This window comes from Ralstonia sp. PBBBR1, assembly GCF_002256165.1.
GTDB classification, from domain to species: Bacteria; Pseudomonadota; Gammaproteobacteria; order Burkholderiales; family Burkholderiaceae; genus Ralstonia; species Ralstonia thomasii.
This window is the reverse complement of record NZ_NKIL01000004.1, coordinates 93,562-119,230: the sequence shown is the minus strand read 5'-3', so window position 1 is coordinate 119,230 and position 25,669 is coordinate 93,562. Positions and strand designations below refer to the sequence as shown.

Below are 25,669 nucleotides of genomic sequence, written 5' to 3'. Positions count from 1 at the left end.
ATCGCAACCAGGAAGCCATGATGATTCGTTCTCGTCGTCCGACCCGCTCCCTCCTGTGCCTTACGCTGGCCGCGGCCGGCATGCTCGCCGGTTGCGCAACCGTCACCCCGGGCCCGTTCCTGATCACCGTGCGTGATGCCGATGACACGGTGCTGGAGCAGTTCCAGTTCCAGGCCGGATCGCAGGGGGCGCTTGAGACCGCCATGATCGGCATGTGCCGCGTGTATCCGGAAGCCACCGTCATCGCAGAACAGCTCTCAACGCACGAACGCCTGCGGGAGCGCTGCAAGCGCTCGTTCGCTTCAATGCTCTCAGCGTCCTGATGCGCTGAAGCGGCTACCATGTCGCCTCATCGGCTGGCGTTGCCGGCCTTGTGTGAACACCCCGAGCACGCACCCGAGGCCCATGTGAACCCGCAAGACAAGTCCTCCGAAATTTCCCAGCTTTCCCGCTTTGCAGCGACTCGGCCGCGCCTGTTGTCGGCGTTTGCGCTGGGCGCCATTGCTGTGGCCGTTGTGCCGGCGCACGGGTGGCTTGCGCGCCTGCTGCTCGGCTGGGACATCGCCGTGTGGGCGTACCTGATTCTGATCACGGTGATGATGTTGCGCGCAGACCCACACCGCATCCGCGCCGTCGCCCGCCGTGAAGACGCACGCGCATCTGCCGTGCTGGCGGTAGTCTGCCTCGGTGTGGTGGCCAGCATGGTGGCCATTGCGTTTGAGCTGGCGACGGCCAAGTCGGCTGGGCATGCACAGACGTCGCACTACGTGTTCACCGGCATCACAGTGCTCGGCGCCTGGCTCATGGTGCCGAAGATGTTCACGGTGCACTACGCGCATCTGTATTACCGTGCGCCCCACGAGCCGCCGCTGCGGTTTCCCGACGAGCAGCTTGAGCCCGATTACTGGGATTTCCTCTACTTCTCCTTTACGATCGCGGTCGCCAGCCAGACGGCCGATGTCAGCATCCGTTCGCGCGCAATGCGGCGGGCGGTGCTGGGGCAATCGCTGCTGTCGTTCTTCTTCAATACGAGCATCCTCGCGCTCTCCATCAACATTGCTGCCGGCCTGTTCTCATGACGATGCTGCCCCCCGAGCTTCCTCCCAACGCGCACACCCGCGCCATCAACGCTGTCAGCTACGTACTGGTGGCGGCGATGATTGCGTCAGTGCTGTGGCTGCACCTGTTGCCGGCCGCCATAGCCGGTTTCCTCGTCTACGCGTTGGCGCGCAAGCTGGAGGCGCGCCTGCGCCGGCGCCGCACGCTGTCCCAGCGCGCAAAGGCGATTGCCGTGATCTGCGTGTTCGTGATCGCGGCGCTCATTCTTGCGGCGCTGGGCATCGGGATCGGCCGCTTGGTCGAACATGGGCATGGGCTCGAAGGCATGCTCACGCGCATTGCCGACGTGCTCGACAACCTGCGTGAATTGTTGCCGGCAGCGGTAGTCAATTACGTTCCGCAGTCGGTGACGGAGCTGCGTGTGCAGCTTGTACAGATGATCAAGGAGCACGGCCATCAGGTGTCGACCCTCGGCATCGACGGGTTGCGAGCCAGCGCATTGATGCTGGTTGGGCTGATCCTGGGGGCGATGGTGGCTTGGTCGGAAACACCTGATTCCGAGCACCACAAGCCGCTGGCCGCAGCATTGGTGAGCCGGCTGAGCCGGTTGACCGATGCATTCGAGGCGGTGGTGTTTGCGCAGGTGAAGATCTCCGCGCTCAACACGGCGCTCGCTGCGGTCTACCTGCTGGGCGCGCTGCCGCTGTTCGGGCAGCACGTGCCGTATTCCAAATCGCTGATCCTGTTGACCTTTGTGGCGGGGCTGATTCCGGTGGCGGGCAACCTCATTTCCAACACGGCCATCGTGGTGATGAGCGTGACCGCCTCATTGGAACTGGCAGTGGCTTCACTCATCTTCCTCGTGGTGGTGCACAAGCTGGAGTACTTCGTGAACGCGCGCATCATCGGCAGTCGCATCGATGCGCGCGCGTGGGAACTGATTCTCGCGCTGATCGTGATGGAGGCGCTGTTTGGTGTGGGCGGGGTAATTGCCGCGCCAGTGCTGTACGCCTATATGAAACGCGAGCTGACGGACGCCGGGCTGATCGGCTGACGCGTTTCTCGTTGATGCGCGGGGTGACCCGCCAGCGCCCCCGCGCTGACGGCATCGGCAGAAAAGAGCGCGCCCTACGGGACGAGGGGCGCGCAATAACTCGCTGACCGAGAGACGTCAGCGAGCCGAGGGTCGGTACACGGGGACGAAGCGGGCGGCGGGCGCGTGGCGTTGCCGGTGACATCCACGGCTTCGGAGGTGACGAAGCAGCAGACGACCCGGTCGTCGAGCAGAGCCTGATAGAAAAGGTCTCCCATCGCGCGGCATAGCGTTCCCGTTAGCAGGATCATCATGGCTTCCCCTCCCATGTTGGCCGATGTGCGGCATCGTCGATGCTGGTCATCGGTTCGGGTTGCGGATCGTCGTGCGTGTGAAGTTGCTCACGCATCGGGTTCCGTCAGGCCGTCGGCACTGGCACCTGGCTGGTGGCCGGGCGCCGTGCTGCAGTCCATGCTGGCGAGTATAGAAAGCGTCTCCTGAGCGGCCATGCTCCGAACGGAGTAGCCCCGCGCGAGAAAATGGCTAACACGTTAGCTGCCTGCCAGGGCAAGCTGGGCGCGGGTTTGCGGGAAGATGCCCCGAGTTTTGTTGAACCCGGCGCGGCGTGGGGTGACGCTTCTGCCTCGACAATAAATTGTCCGGTTTGCGCTAATCGTTGTCGAATTTGCGGTAACACGCCTGCACCGTTTAGGCGCAACATTGACCGCTTCCTCGCCTCAATATCGTGACCTCAAACCATCATGCAAACCACCGCAAACGGCACGGCCGCTGCATCGGCAGCCGCTGCCGCGCAGGCCGACAAGACCGGCTTTGGCGTGATCGGCGCCATCAGCTTCGCGCACTTCCTCAACGACATGATGCAGTCGTTGATCCTGGCGATCTATCCGCTGCTCAAGGGCAATTTTCATCTCGACTTCTCACAGATCGGGCTGATCACGCTCACGTATCAGATCACCGCCTCGCTGCTGCAACCGATGGTCGGGCTGTATACCGACAAGGATCCGAAGCCGTATTCGCTGGCGGTGGGCATGGGCTTTACGCTGGTGGGGCTGGTGCTGCTGTCGGTGGCGCCCAACTTTGGCACGGTGCTGCTGGCAGCCGCGCTGGTGGGCACGGGCTCGTCGATCTTCCATCCGGAATCGTCGCGCGTGGCGCGTATGGCGTCGGGCGGCCGTCATGGGCTGGCGCAGTCGCTGTTCCAGGTGGGCGGCAATGCGGGCAGCGCGATGGGTCCGTTGCTCGCGGCAATCATCATCATGCCGTACGGGCAGCACAGCCTCGCGTGGTTTTCGATCGCTGCGCTGATCGCCATCTTCGTCCTGTATCACGTGGGCGGCTGGTACAAGCGTGAACGTGCCGCGGGCCATGGCAGCAAGGCGGGTGGCCGTGCACATGCCGCGGTCAAGCTGTCGGGCGGGCAGGTCGCGTTTGCGATGACGCTGCTGGTCGTGCTGCTGTTCTCGAAGTACTTTTATCTGGCGAGCCTGAACAGCTATTACACGTTTTTCCTGATCACCAAGTTCCACCTGTCGGCACAGACGTCGCAGCTGTTCCTGTTCCTCTTCCTGTTCTCGGTGGCGGTGGGCACGATCGTGGGTGGTCCGATTGGGGATCGCGTGGGCCGCAAGGTCGTAATCTGGGTGTCGATCCTCGGGGTGGCGCCGTTCACGTTGCTGTTGCCGTACGCCAACCTGTTCTGGACGGCCGTGCTGACGGTGATCATCGGGCTGGTGCTGGCCTCGGCGTTCTCGGCCATCCTCGTGTATGCGCAGGAGCTGATTCCCGGCAAGGTCGGGATGGTGTCGGGCCTGTTCTTCGGGTTTGCGTTCGGGCTGGGCGGCATTGGCGCCGCGGTGCTCGGCAGGCTGGCCGATGCAACTGACATCTACAACGTCTATCACCTCTGCTCGTTCCTGCCGCTCATCGGCCTGCTGACGGTCTTCCTGCCGGATATCGAACGCAAGCGCCAACAGGCGGCGTAACGCGACACACCCCGCATACGGATGCAGCGCGGCGGACGTCCCCTCCCGGACGATCCGCCGCTTTGCTTTTGCTTTTTGGCGTTACTTCTCGATGGCGTGGGTCGGGCCCGGCCACACGCCGGTCATCTCGATCTCGCGCCGGCCGGTCAGCCATTGGCCGAGCGGGCTGGGCCAGCGGAACGAATAGTTGTCGCTGTTCACGACGCCCTGGAACTTCACGTCGACCTGGATATCGGTGGCGTTGAGCGGGATGTTCGCGACCGTCTTGGAGATGCCACCGCTGAGCGAAAACTCATCGCTGCGCGGGCCTTGCGGCGTGTTGAACCGCAGCTTGATGTGCGTGACGTAGGTGCTGCCCGGCTTGTTATTGAAGTAAATCTCGAAGCCGCCCAGACGCGTGATCCAGTTCGGGATCAGCAGGTTGCCGTCGAACGACGCAAAGGTGTAGGCCACCGGAATGGGCGCGGGCGCCTGCTTGCCGGGCTCGAACGGCCACAGATGCTGGTCGACGCTCTTGGTCTGGTTGACCGACACGAACGACCCCTTGCCCGTCGCGCTGCCGAGCATGTCATGCACGGCACCGGCCGAGCCCGTGATCGAGAACGACGCGTTGTTGTCTTGCGAGCCCACGTTCAGCCCGCTGTTGGCCAGGATCACGCTGGTTACCACGCCGAAGCCCTGCGCGATGTTCCCGCCCGAACCCATGCTGACAGACTGCGCCTGCTCTGCCAGCCACTTGATCGTCTCGGGCCGCGCGAGCTGTGTCAGGTCGCTGATGTATGACTCCGAGGCAATGCCGAATTCCGAGGCGATCGACCCGACCGCCGAGAACTCCCATTTCACTTCCACGCCGGCGTTGATCTTCGTGCCGCTTTCAGGGTCGGTGGCCGAGCCATCGAGCTTGACGTTGGTCTCGGTGCGGTGGACGTTGTTGGTCGACAGCTTCCATTGGTTCGGTACGGTGCGCGTGTTGACCGCCACGCCCGGTGTTTCCGGCTTGACGGGCGTGAAGTCGCCGGTGTCGGGCGACACAAAACCGACGGCGCCGGGTTTGATGGTGGGGGCGAGCGTCCAGTTGCCCCAGTAAGCTGCGCGGCCGTTGCGGATGAGGTCGGTGAAGGCGCGATTCCATTGCATGGTTGCACTCCAGGTGTGAGGTTGTGCTGCGAGTCAGCGGGTTTGCGCGGTGGTCTCCATCGCCACGTAGCGACGGGTAGGGCGCGAGGGCACTGTCTCAAACAGGCTGGCGCCTGTTAATGCAGCAGAAGACCTGGGACAGACGGCATGGATACCGGCATGGGGAGGTTGCCGTGCGCGGCCTCACGCAAGCCGCGCGAGCCCCAGCGCCAATCCCAATCCGATCAGGAGCACGCCAATCACGCCGTCCACGATGCGTTGCCGTGCCAGCAGCGAACGCCGTAACGCGCCTGACGCAAACACTGCGGCCACCAACGCAAACCACACCGCGTGCGCCGCCGACATGAACACGCCATAGCCGAACTGCGCGGCCGGCGGCGTGCCCGGGTGAACGACCTGCGTGTACGTGCTGACTACGAACAGCGTCGTTTTGGGATTGAGCGCATTGGTGAGAAAGCCCATGCGCAGGGCTGCGAAGGTCGATAGCGTTGGAGCGTCGACGCTGTCACCGGCAGTCTCGCCGCTGGGCAACGGCTTGGCCGACAGCGTCTTCCAGCCAATCCACACCAGGTACGCCGCGCCTACCAGCTTGATGCCCTGCAGAAGGGTTGGCGCATGCGCAATCAGCAGCCCTACGCCGAACATCGTGTAGAACACGTGCACCTGTACGCCCAGCGCAATGCCCAGCGCGCACAGCACGCCGGCGCGCCGCCCATGCAGCAGGCTGTTGCGCGTGACCATGGCAAAGTCCGCGCCTGGGCTGATGACGGCGAGGATGGTGATGAGGGCAACAGCAAGGAGTTCGGTCATGTCGGGCGCAATCGCAAAGTGGGGGTGCGCCAATTCTGGATGCACCCGTCATCGCTGAAAATCGATTTATGATGCCGTTTTTAGGTGAGAAAAACTGACAGATGGCGCTGCCTCCACTGAATACCCTGCGTGTGTTTGAAGCTGCGGCACGGCACGGCAGCTTCGTGCGTGCGGCGCAGGAGCTTCACGTAACGCATGGCGCTGTCAGCCGGCAGATACGACAGTTGGAAGCGTCGTTAGGGGTGGATCTGTTCGAGCGGCGCAATCGGGCCGTCTTCCTGACGCCAGCGGGCGACCAGTTGCATGCGGCTGCCACCGATGCGTTTGAAATTCTCACAGATAGCATCGACCGGATTGCCCGCCGGGCAATGTCTTCAACGCTGGTGGTGTCATGCGAACCGACGCTGGCGATGCGGTGGCTGATCCCGAGGCTGTCGCGCTTCCAGGCGCGGCATCCGGCCATCCAGGTGCATCTGTTTGCGGCGGGCGGGCCGATCGATTTCGCGCGCACCGGGGTGGACGTCGCATTGCGCCGTGATGACTTTGCGTGGCCCGCGCACGTGCATGCGGCGCCCATTTGCGATGAGTGGATCGGCCCGGTACACGCCCGCCAAGCGGATATTGCCGCGCGTCGACGGCTGCTGCACACCGCCACGCGCCCCGATGCATGGCAGGCATGGTGGCGCGCCAGCAGCACGGCACGGCCGCGAGGGCGGCTGCCCGAAGCGCGCTACGAACATTTCTATCTGAGTTTGCAGGCGGCCCTGGCGGGGCAGGGCACCGCCATCGCGTCAAAGCTGATGGCCGGTGATGACCTGAAAGATGGGCGGCTGATTGCGCCCGAAGGGTTCCGACGTGACGGCTCCAGCTACAACCTGCTGGCCGATGCGCCTATTGCGCCCGACAGCCCGGCCGGCGCGTGGCTTGACTGGTTGCGCGAAGAGGCGGCCGCCACGCTGGCGGATTAACGTCAGCCGGGCTTATGCCGTCGCTTGCCGGCCGCCCAGGATGCCGCGAATGGTGGCCAGATATGCTTCGCCCACGGCCCGGTTGAACGGTCGGGCACGCGGTGCCGCCCGTCTGCGCGGCGGGGGCGTCAGGCCCAGCGTGCGGCAGACTTCCGACACATACGGCCGCCCGCGCACATCCATGCGCAACACGACTTCGTTCAGAGCCTGTTCACCCAGGCGCTCGCGCAGCCAAAGCACCGTCTGGCGGTCGTACTCGTTTTCGATGCGGATCAGGTCGTCCATGACAAGGGCTGTATAAATTTACAGTTACTGTAAATATATACAGGTATCCACAGATTTCAAGGACGATGTTGCGGCCGCGCCGCAATAGCGCGGCGGCTCGGTCGATGCGGTAAGCGCCCCGTTGTCAGACCGTCATGCCGCCATCGACGACGATGCATTCGCCGTTGGTGTAGCTCGCTGCGTCAGACACCAGGTAGAGCACCGTGCCGGCCATCTCGCGCGGCTCGGCGTGGCGGCGCAGCGGGATCTCGCTGATCCAGCGGTCGTACGTGGCCTTGTCTTCAAAGAGGGCGCCTGCGAACTTGGTCTTCGTCAGCCCCGGCAGCAGCGCGTTCACGCGAATGCCGAAAGGCCCGCATTCCTTGGCGAACGCGCGCGTCATGTGGGCCACGGCCGCCTTGGTGATGGAGTAGATGCCCTGCTTGTCGCCCGGGTGCAGCGCGTTGACCGACGCGGTGTTGACGATCGCGCCACCGCCCTGCGCCTTCATCATCTTGCCGGCTTCAACCGACATGAAAAAGTAGCCGCGGATGTTCACTTCCACGGTCTTCTCATAGGCCGCCAAGTCCGTCTCAAGGATGTGCCCAAAGTGCGGGTTGGCCGCCGCGTTATTGATGAGGATGTCGAGCCGGCCGTGCCTGCTGCGGATGGTGTCGAACGCCGCCGTAATGTCTTCCATGCGGCCGACGTGGCAGGCAAGCGCTTCGGCCTTGCCGCCTGCCGCGCGGATGCGTTCCGCCACGACTTCGCAGTCGGCCAGCTTGCGGCTGGACACGATCACGTGCGCGCCTTGTTCTGCCAGCAGCTTGGCAATCTCTTCGCCAATGCCACGGCTTGCGCCCGTTACCAGGGCGATCTTTCCGGTCAGGTCGAACAGGTTGGTGCTCATGGTGTGCTCCTCCAATGGTTATGTGTTGTGGGCGTGTCCGCGTGGGCGTTCAGCCGTATGTCTGGAATGCGCGCCGCGCCGGGTCGTCCAGATGCGGGATGCCGTTGAAGGTGGCCAACTGGAACGCTTCGGCGTTGAAGAAATACTGCGAGACGCTGCTGTTGCGGATCTGCAGGTTCAGCGCGATGGCGCTCGTTGGCGGTGCGGCCAGCACCTGCTGCGCCGTCACAGCGATGGGACCGCCGGAACTGATCGCCAGTACACGCTGCCCGCCGCCGGCCTGGATGGCCGCGCGCGCATCGGCCACGCGCTGCTGGAAGGCGGCCCACGTTTCGGGCAGCGGCCCGCGGATCTTGTCGTCCGACCACAGATGCAGCACCTGCTTGAGCGCCCGGTAGTGGTCGCGCATCGAGCCCGAAGCGAGCTGCGTCAGCTCCGGAAAATCCTCGCCGAGCGCGGCAAACAGCCCTTGGAAGTCGTATTCGTTCAGCCCGGCATGCTGCTCATACGCCGTGCCCGACATGCCCATGCCGCGCAGGATGCCGTCGACGGTCTGCTCATGGCGGCGCAATGTGCCGCAGATGACGCGATCAAAAACGATGTCCTGCCGCGCGAAGTATTCCCCAAGCCAGACGCTCTGCTGCTCGCCGCGCTCAGAGAGCCGATCGTAATCCGCCGCGCCAAACGAGGCTTGTCCGTGCCGTACGAGATAAAGCTCCGCCATCGTCTGCTCGCCAAATCAAAGGGGAAACCAGATTAGCGGCGCGTGCATTATTTGTGAAATTTATTCTTTGAATGACCGGTAATGCATGCAATGAATAGTTGTGCCACTGCATGACGGCTTGCCAAGAGCAAGCTGCGGGTGAAGACCGTGCGCCTCGCGCAACATGGCTGCCCCGGCCAGCACTGATGTTGTGTGTAATGGCTGTTTTGCCACTTCGCTACAAAGGTCCCGCATGAAACCGTCCCGCCTTGCCGTTGCTGCGCTGCTGCTGTGTGCCTCAGGCCTGTCCTGCGCTGCCGATGCCAATCCCAAGGTGCTCTCCGCCGCCGAGGGCTACCGTGGCGACGCGCTGCACCTGCTCGAGCGCTTGGTAAACATCGATTCGGGGACGGGCAACGAAGCGGGGCTCAGCCAGATTGGCACCATCGTCACTGACGAACTGCGCAAGGCTGGCGCCCAGGTGGAAACAGTGTCCGCCGCGCCGGCGGTGGGCAACAACATCCTCGCGACCTGGAAGGGCACGGGCTAAACGCGCATTCTGCTGATGGCGCATATGGACACCGTCTTCAAGGACGGCACCGCACGCGCCAAGCCTTTTTACATCAAGGACAAGCGCGCCTACGGCCCCGGCGTGATGGATGACAAGGGCGGTGTGGTGGCGGGTTTGTATGCGATGAAGATCCTGCAGCAGCTCGACTTCAAGCAATACGGGCAAGTCACGCTGCTGCTCAACACGAACGAGGAAACCGGCTCCAAGGGCACGCGCGCGTTGATCGAGCGCGAGGCCAAGCAGCATGACGTGACGCTCAACCTGGAGCCCGGCCGGCCCGCCGATGGGTTGGTCGTGTGGCGCAAGGGCAGCGGCACGGCGGAGATCGACGTCAAAGGCAAGGCCGCGCACGCCGGTGTGGCGCCAGAAACTGGTCGTAACGCCGCCAACGAACTGGCGCACCAGGTGCTGCAAGTCGGCAAGCTGGGTGACAGCGCCAAGCAGACGACGTTCAACGTGACGGTGCTCAAGGCGGGTGATGCCACCAACGTCATCCCCGACCATGCAACGGCTTACGCAGACGTGCGCGTGGCAGTGCCGGAAGAATTCGACCGCGTGGAGCGCGATCTGACGCGCGTGTCGGCCAACAAGCTGATCGCCGAGACGGAAGTGAAGACCTCGCTGGTGCGCAGCTTCCCCCCGATGCCGCGCAATGCGGCGTCCGACCAACTGGCCGCCAAGGCGCAAGCCATCTACGCCGAGATCGGCCGCAAGCTCACGCTGGAGGGCAGCGGCGGCGCGGCCGATTCCAGCCTGTCGGCGGGTGTCGGTACGCCCACGCTGGATGGCTTCGGGATTGTTGGCGGCGGCATTCACACGCCGGAGGAATATGCGGAAGTGGAGAGCGTCGTGCCGCGTCTCTATCTGCTGTCGCGCATGATCATGGAGCTTGCCGCGAACAAGTAAGCTGCGCGCCGGCGGTACGCAACAACGAACGGGTGATGGCGCGGCGCTGTCACCCGTTTTGTTTTGTTGACCGCATGGGCCGCTAAGCAGGCACCGGCGAAAGTAGGCCAAGCCACGCCACAAGCGCCAAGATCAGCACGGCAAGGCAGGTTTCCGCCTGCAGGCTTCTATGCAGCGCCTTCACCGCGCCCGTGGAATCGCCCGTGCGGATTGCAGCCGCAAGCCGGGGGCTCAATCGATAGCGATTCCCTGCGGCCAGCAGGAGCATCAAAGCAAACAGCGTGAGCTTGCCAAGCAGCAACCGCCCATACAGCGTGGTGAACAGTGCATCGAACGTCGGGCCGGCAACCAGCACATAGTTGACGACGCCCGTGGCGATCAACATCCCAACGATGCACGTGCCGATGGTCGCGAAGCCGCTGGCGGCACGGCTGAGCGTTTGCACAGTATCGGGCGTGTCTGCATGTCGGGCAGACGACAGCAACACGAATGCGACCAGGGCACCCACCCACATGCCAGTGGCCAGCAGATGCGTAATGTCGGCGGCAAGATGGAGTGCGCCGCGCAAGGCGTCGTCCATGGCACCGTGCCCGGCCCATGCAAGCGTGGCCAGCGCGATGGCGCCCGACGCCGCAAGCACGGCCCGCTGGCGGAGCGGATCTCGGCGCCATGCGATTCCCACGAGAAGACCGGCCGCAAGCACCGCCATGCGTACCAGCCATGCCGCGCCGACTGCGGTGCCGGTCAGGATCATGTCGAAGACACGGCTGCTCAGCTGGCTGTAGCGGGAGGCGCCGGTCATCGACTCGGCCATCGCCACCACGTCCCAGATCGACAGCACGATGCCGGCCAATGCCGATGCTGCGGCCACCGTGCCGTACAACCGCGGGATGGCCGGCGATTTGCCGCTTGGCCCAAGCGCGTAAAGGCTGAAAAGCGGCACGCCAAAGAGCACCATCAAATCCAGGTACAGCGCAAAGCGCAGGATGACCGCCAGCCAGTCCTCGGGCATCGCGTTACTTCACCTGGAACGTCAGGTTGCCGGTCACGCGGTGCGTGTCTGCGGCCACGACATGCCAGTCAACGCGGTACGCCCCAGGCGCGAGCGGCTGCGTAGGCGATACCGTCAGTGTCCGCCCATCGCTGCTCGTGGCGACCTTGGCAGCGACATTCGTCGAGCCGGAGGCTGCGTTCATGATCAGCGTGGCGTCGCAGAACTGGGCAACCAGTTTTTCCGAGAAATGGAGCGCAATCTGGGCCGGTGCGGGGCCAACGGACTTGTCGGCGGGATTGGCCGAGAGCAGTTTCGGATGGGCCAGCGCCAGCGAGGTAGTGAGGGCGGCGCCAACGGCCACACACGCTTGGGCAATTCGGAAAGTGCTGAGCATAGGTGTGCGGGTTTCCTGCGAAGTTCGGGGATGGCGACTAGCGTAACGCATTGTTTTTCGCTCAAGGGTGCGCCTACCCATGTGCGCTGCAGCGCAAGGCCCAACTAGATGTAAACGATCACATCCTGCAACCCGCATTTGGCCGGCCGATGTGCTATCGTCGCCGCCACGAAAAATTCACAAATTCCGGGTATGCACGACGTCGTCATCAGCGGCACGGGCCTGTGGGTCGCGCCCGAGGTCATCACCAACGAGGAGCTGGTCGCCTCCTACAACGCCTACACCCAGCGCTACAACGCGCAGCACGCCGCAGCGATTGCGGCGGGCGAGCTGACGCCGCTGGCGGAGTCGTCGGCCGAGTTCATTGAGAAGGCTTCGGGTATTCGACAGCGCTACGTGATCGACAAGGCCGGCGTGCTGGACCCGACGCGCATGCGCCCGCACCTGACGCCGCGCCCCGACGATGTGCTGTCGCTGCAAGCCGAGATTGGCGTGGCCGCCGCGCGCGACGCATTGGTCGCTGCCGGACGCGACGCCGCCGACGTCGACATGCTGCTCTGTGCGACGTCCAACTTCCAGCGCCCGTATCCGGCGTTGGGCGTGGAAATTCAGAACGGCATTGGCGCGGGCGGTTACGCGTTCGACATGAACGTCGCGTGCTCGTCGGCCACTTTTGGGCTGGAGCAGGCCATCAATGCCGTGCGCAGCGGCACGGCGCGCGCCGCGCTCGTGGTGAGCCCGGAAATCACCTCCGGCCACCTCGATTGGAAAGACCGCGATTGCCACTTCATCTTCGGCGACGTGTGCACGGCCGTGCTGGTCGAGCGCGCGGAAGACACGCGCTCCGCCGACGCCTGGCGCGTGCTCGGCACCAAGTGCGCGACGAGCTTTTCCAACAACATCCGCAACAACGCCGGCTACCTCTCGCGCAGCGAAGATCGCAACCCGGACGACCGCGACCAGCTCTTCCGCCAGGAAGGCCGCAAGGTCTTCAAGGAAGTCTGCCCGATGGCGGCCGAGCACATTGCCGGCCATCTGCAGCAACTGGGCCATGCCCCGGCCGACGTTCGCCGCTTCTGGCTGCATCAGGCCAACCTGGCGATGAACCAGCTGATCGGCAAGCGCCTGCTTGGGCACGATGCATCGGCCGACGAGGCGCCGGTCATTCTGGACGAGTTCGCCAACACGGCATCGGCGGGTTCCATCATTGCGTTCCACCGCCACCGTGCCGACCTGAAGTCGGGTGACCTGGGCATGATCTGCTCGTTTGGCGCGGGCTATTCGATCGGCAGCGTGGCGGTGCAGAAGCAGTAATCGATCTGCATCGAATCGCGGGCGACGCTCAGGTCTGACCGGGCAGCGTCGCCGCGAAAAAGTCCAGCGCCCGACGCACGGCCAGGGCATGCACCGCATCGCGATCGACGCCGGCGTTGTCCTTGCACAGCAGCGGCACGTGGGGTGCGGCACCTGGCAGGCACGTGTCCACGAACGTGTAGTGCGACGCGCCCGGCACCAGCAGCAGATCGGCCTTGGGCAGCATCTTGGCGACGCGGCGTACGTTGGTGTCGATAGGCACGGTGACATCCGCGTCTCCGGCCATCAGCGAGACCGGGATGCTGATGTTGCCTAGCGACGTGGCGTCCATCGCCATGCCGACTGCAGGCGCCATGGCAAAGACGGCCTGGATGCGGGCATCGCGGTAGGACGCACTGGAGCGGGCCAGCGACGCTTCCGTTTGCGGTGACCGCGTTGTGTCAACTGCCGGGTCGATCTGCGCCCGGGCCATCTCGGGCGGATGGCAGATTGCATCGGCCTGCGGCGAGCCGCAGAACGCCATGAAGGCTGCGACATCCGTGCGTGCGCCGGCCAGTTCCAGCACGGTGTAGCCGCCCAACGAGAAGCCCACGGCGCCGATGGGCGATGCGGCGGTGGTAATCGTGTTCAGTGCGCGGTTTCATGCGGCAAAGCATAGTCGCCCCGCAGGCGTCGCGCGGTGCAGCGATTGCGCAAAATGCGCGTGCGGCAGGGGCGTCCCGCTATCGTCCGCCCGTGGCCCGCAACGTGGTGGCAAACGTCCGCAGCGCCTTCTTCGCGACCGGATCGGCGAGCCGCGAGTGCAGCACCACGCTGCGCGGCGGCAGCGGCGGCAGGCCGAGCGCTTCGCCCACGTCGATGGTGCCGGCCGGTGCCACGCGTCGGCTGAGTGCCGCCACCGCAAGGCCAGCCGCCACCGCTGCGCCAATGGTGGCCACGCCGCCCCCCACGAACACCTCTTGCCAGGCGATGCCGGCGGCGTCCAATGCTGTCGTTGCCATCTGTCGTATGCGGCACGTTTCGGTCTGATTGGCCAGGCGGACGGGTTCGCCCGCGCGGTGCTCGAAGTCGGGTGCGGCCATCCAGCCAAAGGGTTCGTCCATCAGCACTTCGCCGTCGGTGCGCCGGTTGTCGTGGCGCAGCACGATGGCGGCATCCAACGCGCCGCTTTCAAACATCTCCAGGATTTCCCAGGAACTGGCTATGCGGATCTCCAGCGTCAGGGCGGGCTCGGCGCGACCCATCTGCCGCAGCAGCCGTGGCAGTTCCGCGCCGACGATGTGGTGGCTCATCCCGACCGACAAGCGCCGCCGTTCCACGCCAAACGCGCCCAGCGCCCCTTCGTGCGCGGCCACCAGTTCGCGCGCCGCCGCAAGGAACGCCGCCCCGTCCTGAGACAACCGCACCAGGCGCGGCGTGCGTTCCAGAAGCCGGCGGCCCAGCGCATCTTCCAGCCGCTTGATCTTCAGGCTCACGGCAGATTGCGTGGAGTCCATGGCCTCTGCCGCGCGCGTGAAGCTCTTCAGATCGGCGGTCAGCACAAAGGCCTGGACGGCCTCCAGATCGAGCATCCTCATGGTCAAATCATTTTGAAATCGAATGATTGAAATATCTTAGGATGTCTTTTTTCAATGATCAACGTGAGGCATTCTGTCGTGACTGCAAATCACGGAGTCCGCCATGCCTCTCGTTCAAGTGTCGCTGCGGCGCGGCAAGCCTGCCGCTTATCACCAGGCCATTTTCGACGGCGTCTATCGCGCCATGCGCGAGACCTTCAACGTGCCGGAAGACGACCGCTTCATGACGCTCACCGAGCACGACGCGAGCACCCTCAGCGTCAGCCCGAGCTACTTTGGCATCGCGCGTAGCGACGACGTTGTGATCATCCAGATCACTGCCAACAACACGCGCAACCGCGAGCAGAAGCAGGCCCTCTATCGCCGCATCGTCGAGCTGCTGGGCGAGGAGCCCGGCATACGGCCCGAAGACGTATTCATCAACTTGGTGGAGGTGCTGCCCGAGAACTGGTCATTCGGCCACGGCATCGCGCAGTACGCGCAATGACGCCGCGCCAGGCGCTTCTGGCGCACCTGGGCGGCGTGCTGTGGGCGGCAGTGTTGATCGTCGGCGCGGCGGTCACGTTGGCGGTCGTCGCGCGCGACGTATTGCAAAGGCTCAGTCCTTGAGCGAATTGCCCAGCATGTCGAGCAGGAACTGCGTGCCGCGCTCGCGCGATCCGGAGTCGTCGTAGCCATCCAGGAAGGCGCCTTGCTCGGTCATGACGAGGTGCGTGCCGCCGGAGCCGTCCTTGGGCTCGCGCAATTCCAGCGTGGCGAGCGAGGCGGAGATCTTGCGGTCGTCCAGGTGCATCACATACGAATAGACGACGCGCTCGTTCGGGATGACGTCGTGGTACAGCGCCTCGAAGCTGGAGACAACACCGCTGTCCCACCGGCCCTTGACGACTTCGCGGCCGCCCGGCGTGGCATCCATTTCACGCACGAGCAGCGTGTAGCCGTTGCCGCCGGCAAACCACTTGGCCTTGGCGGCCGGGTCGGTCAGTGCCTTGAACACGCGCGAGCGCGGTGCGTCGTACGTGCGTTCCACCGTAAAGGTGGCATGCACGACGGAGCGCTGAATGCCTTCGGCCAGCGGCATGCTTGCGGCTTCGCGCTCCAGTTTGTCCAGCGTCTGCTTCCAGCCTTCGGGCGCACCCTTGATCATCATCTCGGCAATCGGCGCGAGCGGCGTGTGGGTCTGCGTGACTTCCATGCGCGTGCCGCCGCCTGTTTCCTCGGCAAAGGTGACGACGGTGTGGGCGTTCATCAGCGGGCGGTTGTCGCCATCCACCACGTTCATGTCGATGACGAGGCGCGCGTTGGGCACGATCTCCAGAAAGTGGCCGCGCGACCAGTGGTCTTGCCCCTCGGGCGAGCGCATGCACACATCGAACTTGCCGCCCACGCGAAACTCCACCGTCGCGTCGGGCACCGTGTAGTGCGTCGGGCAGAACCAGCGCTTGATGTGGTCGGCGGTGCTCCAGGCCTTGAAGACCCAGTCGCGCGAAACGGGAAACGTGCGCGAGATCACGAGGGGGCGCAGGGTCGTGCCGGCGGGGCTGTCAATGGTCGTCATGCAAGTCTCCTTGGGTCTTGAGTGTTTCCAGATAGGCGCCGAGGCGGTCGAAGTGCTGTTCCCACTCCAGGCGTCGTTGGTTGATCCACTGCTCTGCGAGGCTCAGCGCCCCGGGTTCGATACGGCAAGTCCGCACGCGGCCCACTTTTTCCGATCGCACGAGACCGGAGTTCTCCAGCACCGACAGGTGCTGCATCACCGCAGGCAGCGAGATATCGAGGGGTCGGGCAAGTTCGCTCACCGACGCCGGCCCGCGCACGAGCTGCACCAGCATCGCGCGCCGGTTGCCGTCGGCCAGTGCCTGGAAGGCGAGATCGAGAGAGGCGTCATGGTTAAGCATGTGGTTAACTATAGCGAGTCCGAATAGTTAAGCAAGTACTTTATCTTTCTGTAATTGACACACCGATTTACTTCGCATACAAAGTAAAACACTTCGCATGCGAACTAAATCGACGTCATGGACAGCACACCGCACACCATTCCCGCGACGGACGGCTACCCGCTGGGCGCCATGCTCTGGACCGCTGCCGGCGTGCCGCACGGCGTGGTCGTCATGCACCCGGCCACGGGCGTGCCGCAACGCATCTATCAAGCCTTTGCCAAATTCCTGGCCGAGCACGGCTTCCACACGATGACGTACGACTACCGTGGCATCGGCGCATCCCGGCCCAAGAGCCTGCGCCGCTTTGCTGCCCGCATGCGCGACTGGGCGCTGCTCGACGCCGAAGGTGTGATGCGGTGGGCAAGGGCGCGCTATCCGGAGTTGCCGCACCTAGCGGTCGGGCACTCGGTGGGCGGCCACGCCATCGGCCTGTGCTGCGCAGACTGGGATGTCGCGGGCGTTGTGCAAGTGGCCTGCCACACGGGCAACTCGCGCTTCATCCGCCAACGCGGCGAACGCTTGCGCGTGGAGCTGATCCTGCGCGGCGTTGGCCCCTTGATGGCGCGGCTGATCGGCTACGTGCCCGGCAAGCGGATGGGCCTGGGCGAAGACCTGCCGGGCGGCGTTGCCATCGAATGGGGCGCGTGGGCCGGCATGCAGCGCTACTTCTTCGATGATCCGACGCTCGGCGCCATCGAACGCTTCAACCGCGTGACGCATCCGGTGCTCGTCTATGGCTTTGACGACGACCCGTGGGCCACGCCCGCCGCCATCAATGCGTTGACGATGCACTTCACGAACACGTGGGTCGAGCGCCGGCAGATCGCGCCTGCGCAGGCCGGCGGCGCGGTGGGGCACCTGGGCTTCTTCCGCTCGCAGTTCGCCACCACGCTGTGGCCAGGTCTGGTGGATTGGCTGCGCGAGCGTGCCGCCGCCCCACGCAACGAAGCGGAGGCTGCATGACTGCGCCCGACCGCCGCCTTGTGTATCTGATCAGCGTTGGGCAACGCCGCTTGCAGCGCTGGATTCAATCGCGTACCGGCGAGGGCGTGACCGCCGCGCAGTCCGGCCTGCTGTTCTTCCTGGAGAAGAACGACGGCGCGTTGATGCGCGAAGCTGGCGCCGCGCTGGACCTCGGCCCCTCCGCCATGAGCGGCCTGGTCGATCGAACCACCGACGCCGGCCTCATCGAGCGCCGCGCTGACGCCAAGGATGGCCGCGCCTGGCAACTCTGGATCACGCCCGCCGGCCGCGAAGCCTTGGCAGCAACACGCAACGGCCTGGCCGAACTGAACGCGCGGCTGACCGAAGGTTTTACCGACGCCGAAATTGACGTTGTCGCACGCTGGCTGGCCAGCCTGCAAACCAAGTTCCCCAACGGAGACGAGCAATGAGTGAACACATCCAGAGCCACAACGCCGACGGCGTGCTGACGCTCACCCTGGCGCGCGCCGACAAGAAGAACGCCATGACCGACGCGATGTACGGCGCGCTGGCCGATGCGCTGACCGCCGCCGAGCGCGACAACACCGTGCGCGTGGTGTTGCTGCGCGCAGAAGGCGACATGTTCTCCGCCGGCAACGACATCGGCGAATTCGCATCGATCGCCATGACGGGCGGCAAGGGCGATGGCGAGCGCAACGTCATCCGCTTCCTGCATGCGCTCGCGCGTGCCACGCGCCCGCTGGTCGCGGCCGTGCAAGGCCGCGCGGTCGGCATTGGCACGACCATGCTCCTGCATTGCGATTTCGTGCTGTTGGCCGACAACGCGCAGCTTTCCACGCCGTTCGTCAATCTGGCGCTGGTGCCGGAAGCGGCATCGAGCCTGCTGATGCCCGCGCGCCTGGGTCACGTGCGCGCGTTCGAGATGTTCGCGCTGGGCGATGCGGTAAGCGCCGAATCGGCGCTCGCGTGGGGGTTGGCGAATCGCGTGGTGCCGCTGTACCAGCTCGGCACGGAGGCGCAAGCCGTTGCTGCCCGACTGGCGCGCCAGCCGCTCGGCGCCCTGACCGAAACCAAGCGCCTGATGCGCGACGCCGAACTGCTCAAACAGCAGATGGATGCGGAGAGCGCCTGCTTTGCGCAGCGGCTGAAGTCTCCGGAGGCGCATGAAGCCTTCCGGGCGTTCGTCGATCGACGGCCGCCCAATTTCAACGCCGTGGCGCACTGAGCGCGCCGGTGGCCTTCCCGCACACCTTCAGCCCGCGCGGTGGCGATTCAACTACCTGAGCGCGGGTTGGGCTACCTCTCCGAGGGAAGGGCGGGTCAACGCGCCATGCTACGGCTGCTCATCCTCTTCCACGGAAAACCGCTGCGCAGCGCGCGTACCGTTGCGTGCCGTTTCGTCTACCACGCCCCGCATGACGACGCGCTGGCCAGGCTGCACAGCGATGGTGGGGCGCCCTTGGCCTGGCCGGCTGTCTACCCCGGCGATGGGTGCTGCCGGATCGGGCTCGGGGCGGCTGTTGTCGAGCGAGGCGTTGGAGTAGATCACGTTGTCTTGCCACTGTGATGGGCTCTTCGCAGCCTCCAGGCCCTTCCCGTCTGTGTCGACGGTGTTGTCAGTCGCCTCGGCACCCGCCGCGTCGACGGAGCGGATGCGGTGGGAGGCGCGCGCAAGCGGGTCGTTGCGGGGCGAGTCGGGCGGCGGTTTCGTCAGCTTGGCGCCTTCGGGTTGGCGGGTGACGGGCTCTTCGGGCTGAGGCTGCGCTTGGTTGTGCTCGGCGTTGTGCATGATCGGGCTCCTGCGCCGCTGCATGCGGCATGAACGTCAACAGCGCCGCAACGCGCGTGCCCGGCCTCGTGCGTCAGGCGCGCTTGCGGCCCGGCCGGCGCCCGGCTTCTTGCAGAAAGGCCACCGCACGCGGCTCCGTCGCATAGGCGCTATTGATGCGCACCCACGGCGATACCTCCAGGTTCGGGCGGAAGTAATGCCCGGGCGCCAGCGTCACACCATGCTTTTCTGCGGTGGCCGCCAGATCGCGCGAATCCTCCACATGCGGCACACGCGCCCACAGGAAGTTGCCGCCTGACGGATGGTGAAACACCTCCCAGCCCGCATCGGCCAGCACATCGAGCGACGCGATGACGGAGTCACCCGCGCGCTGGCGCAGCCGCTCCACATATTTGCGATAGGCGCCGCGCTCCAGCAGCGTACTCACCACGGCCTCGGCAAAGCGCGAGCCCCCCACGCTGGTGAGCATCTTCACGTTGGTCAGGTCATGCACCAGCTCGCGCTTGGCAATCAGGTAACCCACCGGCAGCGACGCCGACACCGTCTTGGAAAATCCGCCCACGTAGATCACGTGATCGAGCTGATCCAGCGTCGCCAGGCGCGCGGTCGGATCGGTCTGCAGGTCGGCAAAGATGTCGTCTTCCAGAAACGTGAAACCGTGGCGCCGCGCCAGTTCAAGCAGCCGGAACGCGACCGGTGGCGACACGACCGAGCCGGTGGGGTTCTGCAGCACGCTATTGATGAAGAACAGCTTGGGCCGGTGCTCGCGCAGCATCGCTTCCGTCACTTCCACGTCAGGCCCGTCGGTGCGGCGCGGAATACCGACCAGCTTCACGCCGTGCAACCGCAGCAGCCCAAACACGGTGTAATAGCCCGGGTCCTCCACAAAGACCGTGTCGCCGGGTTTCAGCAGGTGCCGCATCACCAGGTCGATTGCCTGGCTCGTGCCGGCGGTGATGAGCACATTGGGCTGTTCGGCCTGGATGCCGAGCTGCCGCGCACGCATCATGACCTGATGCCGTAGCGCGGTGTTGCCAAGTGGCGAGGAATAGTCGATCACCGCGTGCGTGTCGGTGCGCGACACCTGGCGGATGGCCTGCGTCAGGCCGTCGACATCGCGCCAGTCGGCCGGCACGAACCCGCCGCCGAGCTTGAGCATGCCGTCGGGGTAGCTGAACTGCTCGAAGATGTGTTTGGACTCGGCCTCGGCCCGGCGCGGGTCCGACCAGCCGCGTCCGTCGCGCCCGGTCAGGTTGCTCTCGGCCACGTAGAAGCCCGAGCCGTGGCGCGAGTCCAGCAGCCCCAGCGAGACCAGCCGGTCATATGCCTCGATCACGGGGAAGCGGCTGATGCCGTAGTCGGCCGCCAGTTGCCGGATCGACGGCAGCTTGGCGCCGGGGCGCACGTCATTGCCGCCGATCCACGCCTGCACGCCGGCCACGATCTGGTCGGAGATGGGGACGCGGGTGGCGGGATCGATCTGGAGTTTCATGGGCGGTAGCCCTCCGGGCAGATGATTCGGAACAGTCACGTACAACTGTTCGGGACTGTTCGCATTGTAATGACCCGGCGCACCAACGGACGCGCTTCGGTACGGCGCGTCATGCAGGCCGGCGTTATGCGATGACCGTGGATCGAAGGGCGGTTTTATTCGTTTTATCAAATATCACCCACGGCTAGAGTGGGCTTGTCCGTCACCCATTGCGCGCTCGTTGCGATCGCTAAGTCGGAGGTTCGATGTCTGCCACCACCGTTCAAACTGCGCCACGCGATCCGGCTGTGCAGGCCGTGCTCGACAGCGTGCTGTCTACACCCTCGTCAACGCTGCTGGAGCGCGCACGCAGCCACGCCAGCGCGCAGGGACTGCGCTATGCGGGCGGGCTGACACCGGCCGAAGCCTGGGCGCTGGTCAGCCGTGGCGACGCCGTACTCGTGGACGTGCGTACCGCAGAAGAACGGAAGTTCGTGGGTCGTGTGCCGGATACCCCGCACGCAGCGTGGCAGACCGGGCCCGCCATGATCAAGAACCCGCGCTTCCTGCGCGAGCTGGAGAAAGCCGCGCCCAAGAGCGCCGTGGTGCTGCTGCTGTGCCGCAGTGGCAAACGCTCTGCAGCCGCAGCGGAAGCCGCCGCCGCTGCCGGATTCCAGAACGTGTTCAACGTGCTGGAAGGCTTTGAGGGCGATCTGGACGAACAGCAGCAGCGCGGCGAAGCCGGCGGCTGGCGTCGCTGGGGCCTGCCCTGGCAGCAGGACTAAGCGCCACCGTATCCGTATCCGCTAACAACCAAACCAACAGAACAGGGGAGCGACGATGAGCGATCGCGTCATCGCGGGCAGGCCTGCGCCCGCGCACGACCCAGGCTGGCAACTGGACCGCATCGTCAGCGAGCTGCGTGCGGCCCGGGCTGATTGGCGCGCCCGCAACGGCCGTACCGAAGTCACGGGCCGCGAGTTGCCCTCGCGCGAGGCGGTGCGGCAGATCCTGGAGGCGCTGCGCGGGGCCCTCTTCCCCATGCGGCTCGGCCCCACAGACTTGCGTGAGGAAAGCGAAGACTTCTATGTCGGCCATACGCTCGATTCGGCACTCAATGCGCTGGTGGCGCAGGTGCGGCTGGAGCTGCGTCACACGGTGCGCCAGGCGCGCGCCGTGGATCGCGATCCCGATGCCGAGGCGGTGCAACTCGTGCGCGACTTCGCGGCGGCACTCCCCGCGCTGCGTCGCCTACTCGATACCGACGTGCTGGCCGCCTACCACGGTGATCCGGCAGCGCGCAGCGTCGACGAGGTGCTGCTGTGCTACCCCGGCATCCTCGCCGTCATCCATCACCGCATTGCGCATCACCTGTACCGCGCCGGGTTGCCTCTGCTTGCGCGCATGGTGGCCGAGACCGCGCATGCCGACACCGGCATCGACATCCACCCCGGCGCGCAGATCGGCAGCGGCTTCTTCATCGACCACGGTACGGGCGTGGTGATTGGTGAGACCGCCGTGATTGGCGAGCGCGTTCGGATCTACCAGGCGGTGACGCTCGGTGCCAAGCGCTTTTCTGCCGATGCCGATGGCCATCTTGAGAAGGGCGTTGCGCGCCACCCGGTGGTGGAAGACGACGTCGTCATCTACGCCGGCGCGACCATCCTCGGGCGCATCACCATCGGACGCGGCTCGTCCATTGGCGGCAACGTGTGGCTCACGCGCAGCGTGCCGCCCGGCAGCAGCGTCACCCAGGCAAACGTGCAGAGCGGCGTGCAGGAGGGCGTTCAGAGCCCTCGGCCGCACACGCACAGCCACAGCGAGGCACACCCCGCGCGCTGATTCGCCCGACGTGCCTTTCCCACCGGTTTTATCCACCGCACCCGCCAGAGAAACGGGGGCATTTTTTCAAATGAAGTTGGGAGTCATTGCATGGCAGAAGCAGATACCCAGGACGTGCGCACCGCGCTAGGCGACAGTGCCGCACGCCAATTGGCGAACGCGACCAAGACTGTTCCGCAGTTGTCCACCATCAGCCCGCGCTGGCTGGTGCACCTGCTGCAGTGGCAGCCGGTGGAGGCCGGCATCTTCCGCCTGAACCGCGTGAAGAATCCGCGCGATGTGCGTGTTGCCTGCTCGCAGCGCGACGAGGCAGAGCTGCCGCAGACCTTCGTCGACTACGATGAACATCCGCGCGAGTACTTCCTCAACGCGGTGACGACGGTGCTGGACGTGCATACGCGTGTCTCCGACCTGTACAGCAGCCCGCACGATCAGATCCAGCAACAGCTGCGCCTGACCATCGAAACCATCAAGGAGCGTCAGGAAAGCGAGCTGATCAACAACCCCGACTACGGCCTGCTGGCCAATGTGGATGAAACGCAGCGCATCTCCACGCTCACCGGCGCGCCCACGCCCGACGATCTGGACGAGCTGATCACCAAGGTCTGGAAAGAGCCGGCGTTCTTCCTTGCGCATCCGCTGGCGATTGCCGCGTTTGGCCGCGAATGCACACGCCGTGGCGTGCCGCCGCCCACTGTCAGCCTGTTCGGCTCGCAGTTCCTGACATGGCGCGGCCTGCCGCTGATTCCGTCGGACAAGGTGCCCATTGACGAGAACGGCCGCACGAAGATTCTGCTGCTGCGCGTGGGCGACAAGCGCCAGGGCGTGGTGGGTCTGTATCAGCCGGGCGTGGCGGGCGAGCAGAGCCCGGGTCTGTCGGTGCGCTTCATGGGCATCAACCGGAACGCCATCGCGTCGTATCTGATTTCGCTGTATTGCTCGCTGGCCGTGCTGACCGAAGACGCGCTGGCGGTGCTCGAAGACGTGGAGATTGGCAAGTACCATGACTACCCCGACACCTACAAGTAATGCGCCCGGCGTGAGCGGCCTGGCGCTGCCGGCGGGCGACGTGCCGGCTGGTTTGCCGGATGCGGCTGCGCTGGCGCAACTGGCCAACGCGTTCTTCACGGCGCTACCCGGCAGGGAGCCAGAGCCCGCCATCGATCTGGCGCCGGAGGGCACATCGCCGCAGTTGAGCGCGTTGCCCGTTGCGGATGCCGCACCGATTGCATCGCAGGTGCCTGTGCTGGGTGTGCCGACGCAGTATGCGGCGGCGCTGCCGCAGCTGGCACCCGGTCATGGCCAGCCTGTACCTGCGCATCCCGTCTCGGCCCCGAGTGCGCCGTACTACTTCCTCGGTGAGGCGAGCGGATATCAGTCCGCTGCGCCGCATGCGGGGGTGGCGGCGTCGGAGGCGGGTGTGCCGGAGGATCGTGTCTCGGCGCAGCCGTTTCACCTCCCAGGCACCGATGCGCTGGCACGGTTCATCGATGCAGCGGCAGGCACGCCGCCCGCCGGGCCCGACGCCTTGCAGCAGCCCGGCGGCGCAGCGCAGGCGGGGCAGTTCTATTTCCTCGCGCCAGCCGGTGGCTCTCCCACGCCCACGCTGGAGGCACCGCGCAATACGAGGGACCAGCAGAGCCACCAGCCGCATCGCGTTGGCGCTTTCGACGTGCATGCCGTGCGGCGGGATTTTCCGATCCTGGCCGAGCGCGTCAATGGCCGACCGCTGATCTGGCTGGACAACGCTGCCACCACGCACAAGCCGCAAGCGGTGATCGATCGGCTGGCGTATTTCTACGCGCACGAGAACTCCAACATCCACCGCGCGGCGCATGAACTGGCCGCACGTGCAACCGACGCATATGAGGGTGCCCGCAACAAGGCGGCGCGCTTTCTCGGTGCGCGGTCGGCAAGCGAGATCATCTTCGTGCGCGGCGCCACCGAGGCGATCAACCTCGTCGCGCAGACGTTTGGCCGTCAGCACATCGGCGCGGGCGACGAGATCATCGTCTCGCACCTGGAGCACCACGCCAATATCGTGCCGTGGCAGCAGCTGGCCGCGCAGGTGGGCGCACGCATCCGCGTGATTCCGGTGGACGACAGCGGGCAGATCCTGCTGGATGAATACCGCAAGCTGCTGAGCAGCCGGACGAAGTTGGTGTCGGTCACGCAGGTGTCGAATGCGCTTGGGACGGTGACGCCCGTGCAGGAGATCATCGCACTGGCGCATGCGGCCGGCGCGCGCGTGCTGGTGGACGGGGCGCAGGCGGTCTCGCACTTGCGTGTGAACGTGCAGGCGCTGGACGCGGACTTTTACGTGTTCTCCGGCCACAAGGTCTTCGGGCCGACGGGCATTGGCGTGGTCTACGGCAAGCAGGATCTGCTCGACACGCTGCCGCCGTGGCAGGGCGGCGGCAACATGATTGCCGACGTCACGTTCGAGAAGACGCTGTACCAGCCCGCACCCGCGCGCTTCGAGGCCGGCACCGGCAACATTGCCGATGCGGTGGGGCTGGGCGCTGCGCTTGATTACGTCGAGCGTATCGGCCTGGAGCACATCGCGCGCTACGAGCACGACCTGCTGGTGTATGCCACGCATGGGCTGTCGCGCATTCCCGGTTTGCGGCTGATCGGTACGGCTGCCAACAAGGCGAGCGTGCTGTCGTTCACGCTGGCTGGGTACCGCACCGAAGAAGTGGGCGCGGCGCTCAACCGCGAAGGTATTGCCGTGCGCTCCGGCCATCACTGTGCGCAGCCCATCCTGCGGCGCTTTGGGGTGGAGGCCACGGTGCGGCCATCCCTGGCGTTTTACAACACGTGCGAGGAGGTGGATGAACTCGTGCGCGTGGTGGCGGCGCTGGCCCGGCGGTAAGGCATTTTGGGCTGTTGAAGAAAGACGCCCTGTTGGTCCGATGCACGGGCTGGCGGGGCGTTTTTTTGTTTTGGCCTTTGGCCTTTGGCCTTTGGCGGGGCGGGGGGGTGGTGGTGCGTCTCTTTTTCTCCCCCTGCCGGGGATGAAACCGGGAATGGACCACT

The 25,669-nt window shown here is 65.3% G+C and carries 28 protein-coding genes and 1 pseudogene; 16 read left to right on the top strand and 13 right to left on the bottom strand.

The features are described from left to right. Window positions 1-20 precede the first annotated feature (20 nt). From CFE42_RS06675 to CFE42_RS06660, 4 genes are all read left to right on the top strand, one after another. The gene (locus CFE42_RS06675) at window positions 21-323 is read left to right on the top strand and encodes a hypothetical protein (protein WP_004631473.1); all 303 of its coding nucleotides are present in this window, start codon (window positions 21-23) and stop codon (window positions 321-323) included. Window positions 324-407: 84 nt separating this feature from the next. Next, window positions 408-1,079, top strand: coding sequence for a DUF1345 domain-containing protein (locus CFE42_RS06670; RefSeq protein ID WP_193747927.1), 672 nt, complete (start codon window positions 408-410; stop codon window positions 1,077-1,079). After that, window positions 1,076-2,113, top strand: a complete 1,038-nt coding sequence (locus tag CFE42_RS06665; protein ID WP_004631475.1) for an AI-2E family transporter — start codon at window positions 1,076-1,078, stop codon at window positions 2,111-2,113. Before CFE42_RS06670 ends, CFE42_RS06665 begins: the two co-directional genes overlap by 4 nt. 740 nt (window positions 2,114-2,853) lie before the next feature. Further along, the gene (locus tag CFE42_RS06660; protein WP_004631477.1) at window positions 2,854-4,095 is read left to right on the top strand and encodes an MFS transporter; all 1,242 of its coding nucleotides are present in this window, start codon (window positions 2,854-2,856) and stop codon (window positions 4,093-4,095) included. Between the two features lie 81 nt (window positions 4,096-4,176). Here CFE42_RS06660 and CFE42_RS06655 read toward each other — a convergent pair whose 3' ends face one another. Continuing rightward, complete coding sequence (locus tag CFE42_RS06655) at window positions 4,177-5,232, bottom strand: hypothetical protein (RefSeq protein WP_004631478.1); 1,056 nt, start codon at window positions 5,230-5,232, stop codon at window positions 4,177-4,179. Window positions 5,233-5,415: 183 nt separating this feature from the next. After that, a complete protein-coding gene (locus tag CFE42_RS06650) occupies window positions 5,416-6,042 on the bottom strand; it encodes a LysE family translocator (protein WP_004631479.1) in 627 nt (208 codons plus the stop codon). A gap of 101 nt (window positions 6,043-6,143) precedes the next feature. Between CFE42_RS06650 and CFE42_RS06645 the strand changes: the two genes are divergently transcribed. Then, entirely contained in the window at window positions 6,144-7,010 is an 867-nt protein-coding gene (locus CFE42_RS06645; protein WP_004631480.1) for a LysR family transcriptional regulator, read from the top strand. A 12-nt stretch (window positions 7,011-7,022) separates the two neighbouring features. Here CFE42_RS06645 and CFE42_RS06640 read toward each other — a convergent pair whose 3' ends face one another. The 3 genes from CFE42_RS06640 to CFE42_RS06630 all read right to left on the bottom strand — a co-directional run bounded on the left by CFE42_RS06640 (window position 7,023) and on the right by CFE42_RS06630 (window position 8,908). Then, window positions 7,023-7,295 (bottom strand): hypothetical protein, encoded by a 273-nt coding sequence (locus tag CFE42_RS06640; RefSeq protein ID WP_004631481.1) that lies wholly within the window; start codon window positions 7,293-7,295, stop codon window positions 7,023-7,025. A 124-nt stretch (window positions 7,296-7,419) separates the two neighbouring features. After that, a complete protein-coding gene (locus CFE42_RS06635; protein WP_004631482.1) occupies window positions 7,420-8,184 on the bottom strand; it encodes an SDR family oxidoreductase in 765 nt (254 codons plus the stop codon). Between the two features lie 49 nt (window positions 8,185-8,233). Continuing rightward, window positions 8,234-8,908, bottom strand: a complete 675-nt coding sequence (locus CFE42_RS06630; RefSeq protein ID WP_004631483.1) for a histidine phosphatase family protein — start codon at window positions 8,906-8,908, stop codon at window positions 8,234-8,236. 232 nt (window positions 8,909-9,140) lie between these two features. Here CFE42_RS06630 and CFE42_RS06625 point away from each other — a divergent pair. Next, window positions 9,141-10,364: pseudogene (locus CFE42_RS06625) on the top strand (M20/M25/M40 family metallo-hydrolase). An 82-nt stretch (window positions 10,365-10,446) separates the two neighbouring features. Here CFE42_RS06625 and copD read toward each other — a convergent pair. Together copD and copC are read right to left on the bottom strand one after the other, a co-directional pair. Beyond that, a complete protein-coding gene (copD, locus tag CFE42_RS06620; protein WP_004631486.1) occupies window positions 10,447-11,376 on the bottom strand; it encodes a copper homeostasis membrane protein CopD in 930 nt (309 codons plus the stop codon). Window positions 11,377-11,380: 4 nt separating this feature from the next. Next, window positions 11,381-11,752 carry a copper homeostasis periplasmic binding protein CopC gene (copC, locus tag CFE42_RS06615; protein WP_004631487.1) on the bottom strand — a complete coding sequence of 124 codons (372 nt, stop codon included), beginning with the start codon at window positions 11,750-11,752 and terminating at the stop codon, window positions 11,381-11,383. A gap of 192 nt (window positions 11,753-11,944) precedes the next feature. Here copC and CFE42_RS06610 point away from each other — a divergent pair, with 192 nt between their 5' ends. Continuing rightward, window positions 11,945-13,066, top strand: coding sequence for a beta-ketoacyl-ACP synthase III (locus tag CFE42_RS06610; RefSeq protein ID WP_004631488.1), 1,122 nt, complete (start codon window positions 11,945-11,947; stop codon window positions 13,064-13,066). A gap of 28 nt (window positions 13,067-13,094) precedes the next feature. Here CFE42_RS06610 and CFE42_RS06605 read toward each other — a convergent pair whose 3' ends face one another. Beyond that, window positions 13,095-13,658: a hypothetical protein gene (locus CFE42_RS06605; RefSeq protein WP_004631489.1), complete on the bottom strand. Its 564-nt coding sequence runs from the start codon at window positions 13,656-13,658 to the stop codon at window positions 13,095-13,097. A 130-nt stretch (window positions 13,659-13,788) separates the two neighbouring features. Further along, window positions 13,789-14,643 carry a LysR substrate-binding domain-containing protein gene (locus tag CFE42_RS06600; RefSeq protein ID WP_004631490.1) on the bottom strand — a complete coding sequence of 285 codons (855 nt, stop codon included), beginning with the start codon at window positions 14,641-14,643 and terminating at the stop codon, window positions 13,789-13,791. 103 nt (window positions 14,644-14,746) lie between these two features. Between CFE42_RS06600 and CFE42_RS06595 the strand changes: the two genes are divergently transcribed. Both CFE42_RS06595 and CFE42_RS06590 read left to right on the top strand, forming a co-directional pair. Then, complete coding sequence (locus CFE42_RS06595; RefSeq protein WP_004631491.1) at window positions 14,747-15,130, top strand: tautomerase family protein; 384 nt, start codon at window positions 14,747-14,749, stop codon at window positions 15,128-15,130. Continuing rightward, window positions 15,127-15,252, top strand: coding sequence for a hypothetical protein (locus CFE42_RS06590; protein WP_004631492.1), 126 nt, complete (start codon window positions 15,127-15,129; stop codon window positions 15,250-15,252). Before CFE42_RS06595 ends, CFE42_RS06590 begins: the two co-directional genes overlap by 4 nt. Here CFE42_RS06590 and CFE42_RS06585 read toward each other — a convergent pair. Further along, a complete protein-coding gene (locus tag CFE42_RS06585) occupies window positions 15,242-16,201 on the bottom strand; it encodes an SRPBCC family protein (protein ID WP_004631493.1) in 960 nt (319 codons plus the stop codon). The genes CFE42_RS06590 and CFE42_RS06585 overlap by 11 nt on opposite strands. After that, window positions 16,188-16,541, bottom strand: coding sequence for a metalloregulator ArsR/SmtB family transcription factor (locus tag CFE42_RS06580; protein ID WP_004631494.1), 354 nt, complete (start codon window positions 16,539-16,541; stop codon window positions 16,188-16,190). The genes CFE42_RS06585 and CFE42_RS06580 overlap by 14 nt, the downstream gene beginning before the upstream one ends. Before the next feature lie 117 nt (window positions 16,542-16,658). Here CFE42_RS06580 and CFE42_RS06575 point away from each other — a divergent pair, with 117 nt between their 5' ends. From CFE42_RS06575 to CFE42_RS06565, 3 genes are read left to right on the top strand one after another with little or no spacing between them, the layout of a single operon-like run. Beyond that, window positions 16,659-17,546, top strand: a complete 888-nt coding sequence (locus CFE42_RS06575) for an alpha/beta hydrolase (RefSeq protein ID WP_004631495.1) — start codon at window positions 16,659-16,661, stop codon at window positions 17,544-17,546. Continuing rightward, window positions 17,543-17,977: a MarR family winged helix-turn-helix transcriptional regulator gene (locus CFE42_RS06570; protein ID WP_004631496.1), complete on the top strand. Its 435-nt coding sequence runs from the start codon at window positions 17,543-17,545 to the stop codon at window positions 17,975-17,977. The genes CFE42_RS06575 and CFE42_RS06570 overlap by 4 nt, the downstream gene beginning before the upstream one ends. Beyond that, window positions 17,974-18,753, top strand: coding sequence for an enoyl-CoA hydratase (locus tag CFE42_RS06565; RefSeq protein WP_004631497.1), 780 nt, complete (start codon window positions 17,974-17,976; stop codon window positions 18,751-18,753). The genes CFE42_RS06570 and CFE42_RS06565 overlap by 4 nt, the downstream gene beginning before the upstream one ends. A gap of 108 nt (window positions 18,754-18,861) precedes the next feature. Here CFE42_RS06565 and CFE42_RS06560 read toward each other — a convergent pair whose 3' ends face one another. Together CFE42_RS06560 and CFE42_RS06555 are read right to left on the bottom strand one after the other, a co-directional pair. Then, window positions 18,862-19,317: a DUF3005 domain-containing protein gene (locus tag CFE42_RS06560; RefSeq protein WP_004631498.1), complete on the bottom strand. Its 456-nt coding sequence runs from the start codon at window positions 19,315-19,317 to the stop codon at window positions 18,862-18,864. 73 nt (window positions 19,318-19,390) lie between these two features. Then, window positions 19,391-20,809, bottom strand: a complete 1,419-nt coding sequence (locus CFE42_RS06555) for a PLP-dependent aminotransferase family protein (protein ID WP_004631499.1) — start codon at window positions 20,807-20,809, stop codon at window positions 19,391-19,393. A 245-nt stretch (window positions 20,810-21,054) separates the two neighbouring features. On the opposite strand from CFE42_RS06555, the gene CFE42_RS06550 reads away from it, so the two are divergent. From CFE42_RS06550 to CFE42_RS06535, 4 genes are all read left to right on the top strand, one after another. Beyond that, on the top strand, window positions 21,055-21,573 hold the full coding sequence (locus CFE42_RS06550; RefSeq protein ID WP_004631500.1) for a rhodanese-like domain-containing protein: 519 nt from the start codon (window positions 21,055-21,057) through the stop codon (window positions 21,571-21,573). 55 nt (window positions 21,574-21,628) lie between these two features. Continuing rightward, window positions 21,629-22,630 (top strand): serine O-acetyltransferase EpsC, encoded by a 1,002-nt coding sequence (gene epsC / locus CFE42_RS06545; protein WP_004631501.1) that lies wholly within the window; start codon window positions 21,629-21,631, stop codon window positions 22,628-22,630. 90 nt (window positions 22,631-22,720) lie between these two features. Continuing rightward, window positions 22,721-23,659 carry a family 2A encapsulin nanocompartment shell protein gene (locus CFE42_RS06540; RefSeq protein WP_004631502.1) on the top strand — a complete coding sequence of 313 codons (939 nt, stop codon included), beginning with the start codon at window positions 22,721-22,723 and terminating at the stop codon, window positions 23,657-23,659. Beyond that, complete coding sequence (locus CFE42_RS06535; RefSeq protein WP_004631503.1) at window positions 23,634-25,505, top strand: family 2A encapsulin nanocompartment cargo protein cysteine desulfurase; 1,872 nt, start codon at window positions 23,634-23,636, stop codon at window positions 25,503-25,505. The genes CFE42_RS06540 and CFE42_RS06535 overlap by 26 nt, the downstream gene beginning before the upstream one ends. Window positions 25,506-25,669: the final 164 nt, after the last annotated feature.

Excerpts from the sequence above, each read along its gene's own strand:
- CFE42_RS06675 (WP_004631473.1), top strand. The coding sequence starts at position 21 with ATGATTCGTTCTCGTCGTCCGACCCGCTCCCTCCTGTGCCTTACGCTG.
- CFE42_RS06665 (WP_004631475.1), top strand. The coding sequence starts at position 1,076 with ATGACGATGCTGCCCCCCGAGCTTCCTCCCAACGCGCACACCCGCGCC.
- CFE42_RS06660 (WP_004631477.1), top strand. The coding sequence starts at position 2,854 with ATGCAAACCACCGCAAACGGCACGGCCGCTGCATCGGCAGCCGCTGCC.
- CFE42_RS06655 (WP_004631478.1), bottom strand. The coding sequence starts at position 5,232 with ATGCAATGGAATCGCGCCTTCACCGACCTCATCCGCAACGGCCGCGCA.
- CFE42_RS06650 (WP_004631479.1), bottom strand. The coding sequence starts at position 6,042 with ATGACCGAACTCCTTGCTGTTGCCCTCATCACCATCCTCGCCGTCATC.
- CFE42_RS06645 (WP_004631480.1), top strand. The coding sequence starts at position 6,144 with ATGGCGCTGCCTCCACTGAATACCCTGCGTGTGTTTGAAGCTGCGGCA.
- CFE42_RS06640 (WP_004631481.1), bottom strand. The coding sequence starts at position 7,295 with ATGGACGACCTGATCCGCATCGAAAACGAGTACGACCGCCAGACGGTG.
- CFE42_RS06635 (WP_004631482.1), bottom strand. The coding sequence starts at position 8,184 with ATGAGCACCAACCTGTTCGACCTGACCGGAAAGATCGCCCTGGTAACG.
- CFE42_RS06630 (WP_004631483.1), bottom strand. The coding sequence starts at position 8,908 with ATGGCGGAGCTTTATCTCGTACGGCACGGACAAGCCTCGTTTGGCGCG.
- copD (WP_004631486.1), bottom strand. The coding sequence starts at position 11,376 with ATGCCCGAGGACTGGCTGGCGGTCATCCTGCGCTTTGCGCTGTACCTG.
- copC (WP_004631487.1), bottom strand. The coding sequence starts at position 11,752 with ATGCTCAGCACTTTCCGAATTGCCCAAGCGTGTGTGGCCGTTGGCGCC.
- CFE42_RS06610 (WP_004631488.1), top strand. The coding sequence starts at position 11,945 with ATGCACGACGTCGTCATCAGCGGCACGGGCCTGTGGGTCGCGCCCGAG.
- CFE42_RS06600 (WP_004631490.1), bottom strand. The coding sequence starts at position 14,643 with ATGAGGATGCTCGATCTGGAGGCCGTCCAGGCCTTTGTGCTGACCGCC.
- CFE42_RS06595 (WP_004631491.1), top strand. The coding sequence starts at position 14,747 with ATGCCTCTCGTTCAAGTGTCGCTGCGGCGCGGCAAGCCTGCCGCTTAT.
- CFE42_RS06590 (WP_004631492.1), top strand. The coding sequence starts at position 15,127 with ATGACGCCGCGCCAGGCGCTTCTGGCGCACCTGGGCGGCGTGCTGTGG.
- CFE42_RS06585 (WP_004631493.1), bottom strand. The coding sequence starts at position 16,201 with ATGACGACCATTGACAGCCCCGCCGGCACGACCCTGCGCCCCCTCGTG.
- CFE42_RS06580 (WP_004631494.1), bottom strand. The coding sequence starts at position 16,541 with ATGCTTAACCATGACGCCTCTCTCGATCTCGCCTTCCAGGCACTGGCC.
- CFE42_RS06575 (WP_004631495.1), top strand. The coding sequence starts at position 16,659 with ATGGACAGCACACCGCACACCATTCCCGCGACGGACGGCTACCCGCTG.
- CFE42_RS06570 (WP_004631496.1), top strand. The coding sequence starts at position 17,543 with ATGACTGCGCCCGACCGCCGCCTTGTGTATCTGATCAGCGTTGGGCAA.
- CFE42_RS06565 (WP_004631497.1), top strand. The coding sequence starts at position 17,974 with ATGAGTGAACACATCCAGAGCCACAACGCCGACGGCGTGCTGACGCTC.
- CFE42_RS06560 (WP_004631498.1), bottom strand. The coding sequence starts at position 19,317 with ATGCACAACGCCGAGCACAACCAAGCGCAGCCTCAGCCCGAAGAGCCC.
- CFE42_RS06555 (WP_004631499.1), bottom strand. The coding sequence starts at position 20,809 with ATGAAACTCCAGATCGATCCCGCCACCCGCGTCCCCATCTCCGACCAG.
- CFE42_RS06550 (WP_004631500.1), top strand. The coding sequence starts at position 21,055 with ATGTCTGCCACCACCGTTCAAACTGCGCCACGCGATCCGGCTGTGCAG.
- epsC (WP_004631501.1), top strand. The coding sequence starts at position 21,629 with ATGAGCGATCGCGTCATCGCGGGCAGGCCTGCGCCCGCGCACGACCCA.
- CFE42_RS06540 (WP_004631502.1), top strand. The coding sequence starts at position 22,721 with ATGGCAGAAGCAGATACCCAGGACGTGCGCACCGCGCTAGGCGACAGT.
- CFE42_RS06535 (WP_004631503.1), top strand. The coding sequence starts at position 23,634 with ATGACTACCCCGACACCTACAAGTAATGCGCCCGGCGTGAGCGGCCTG.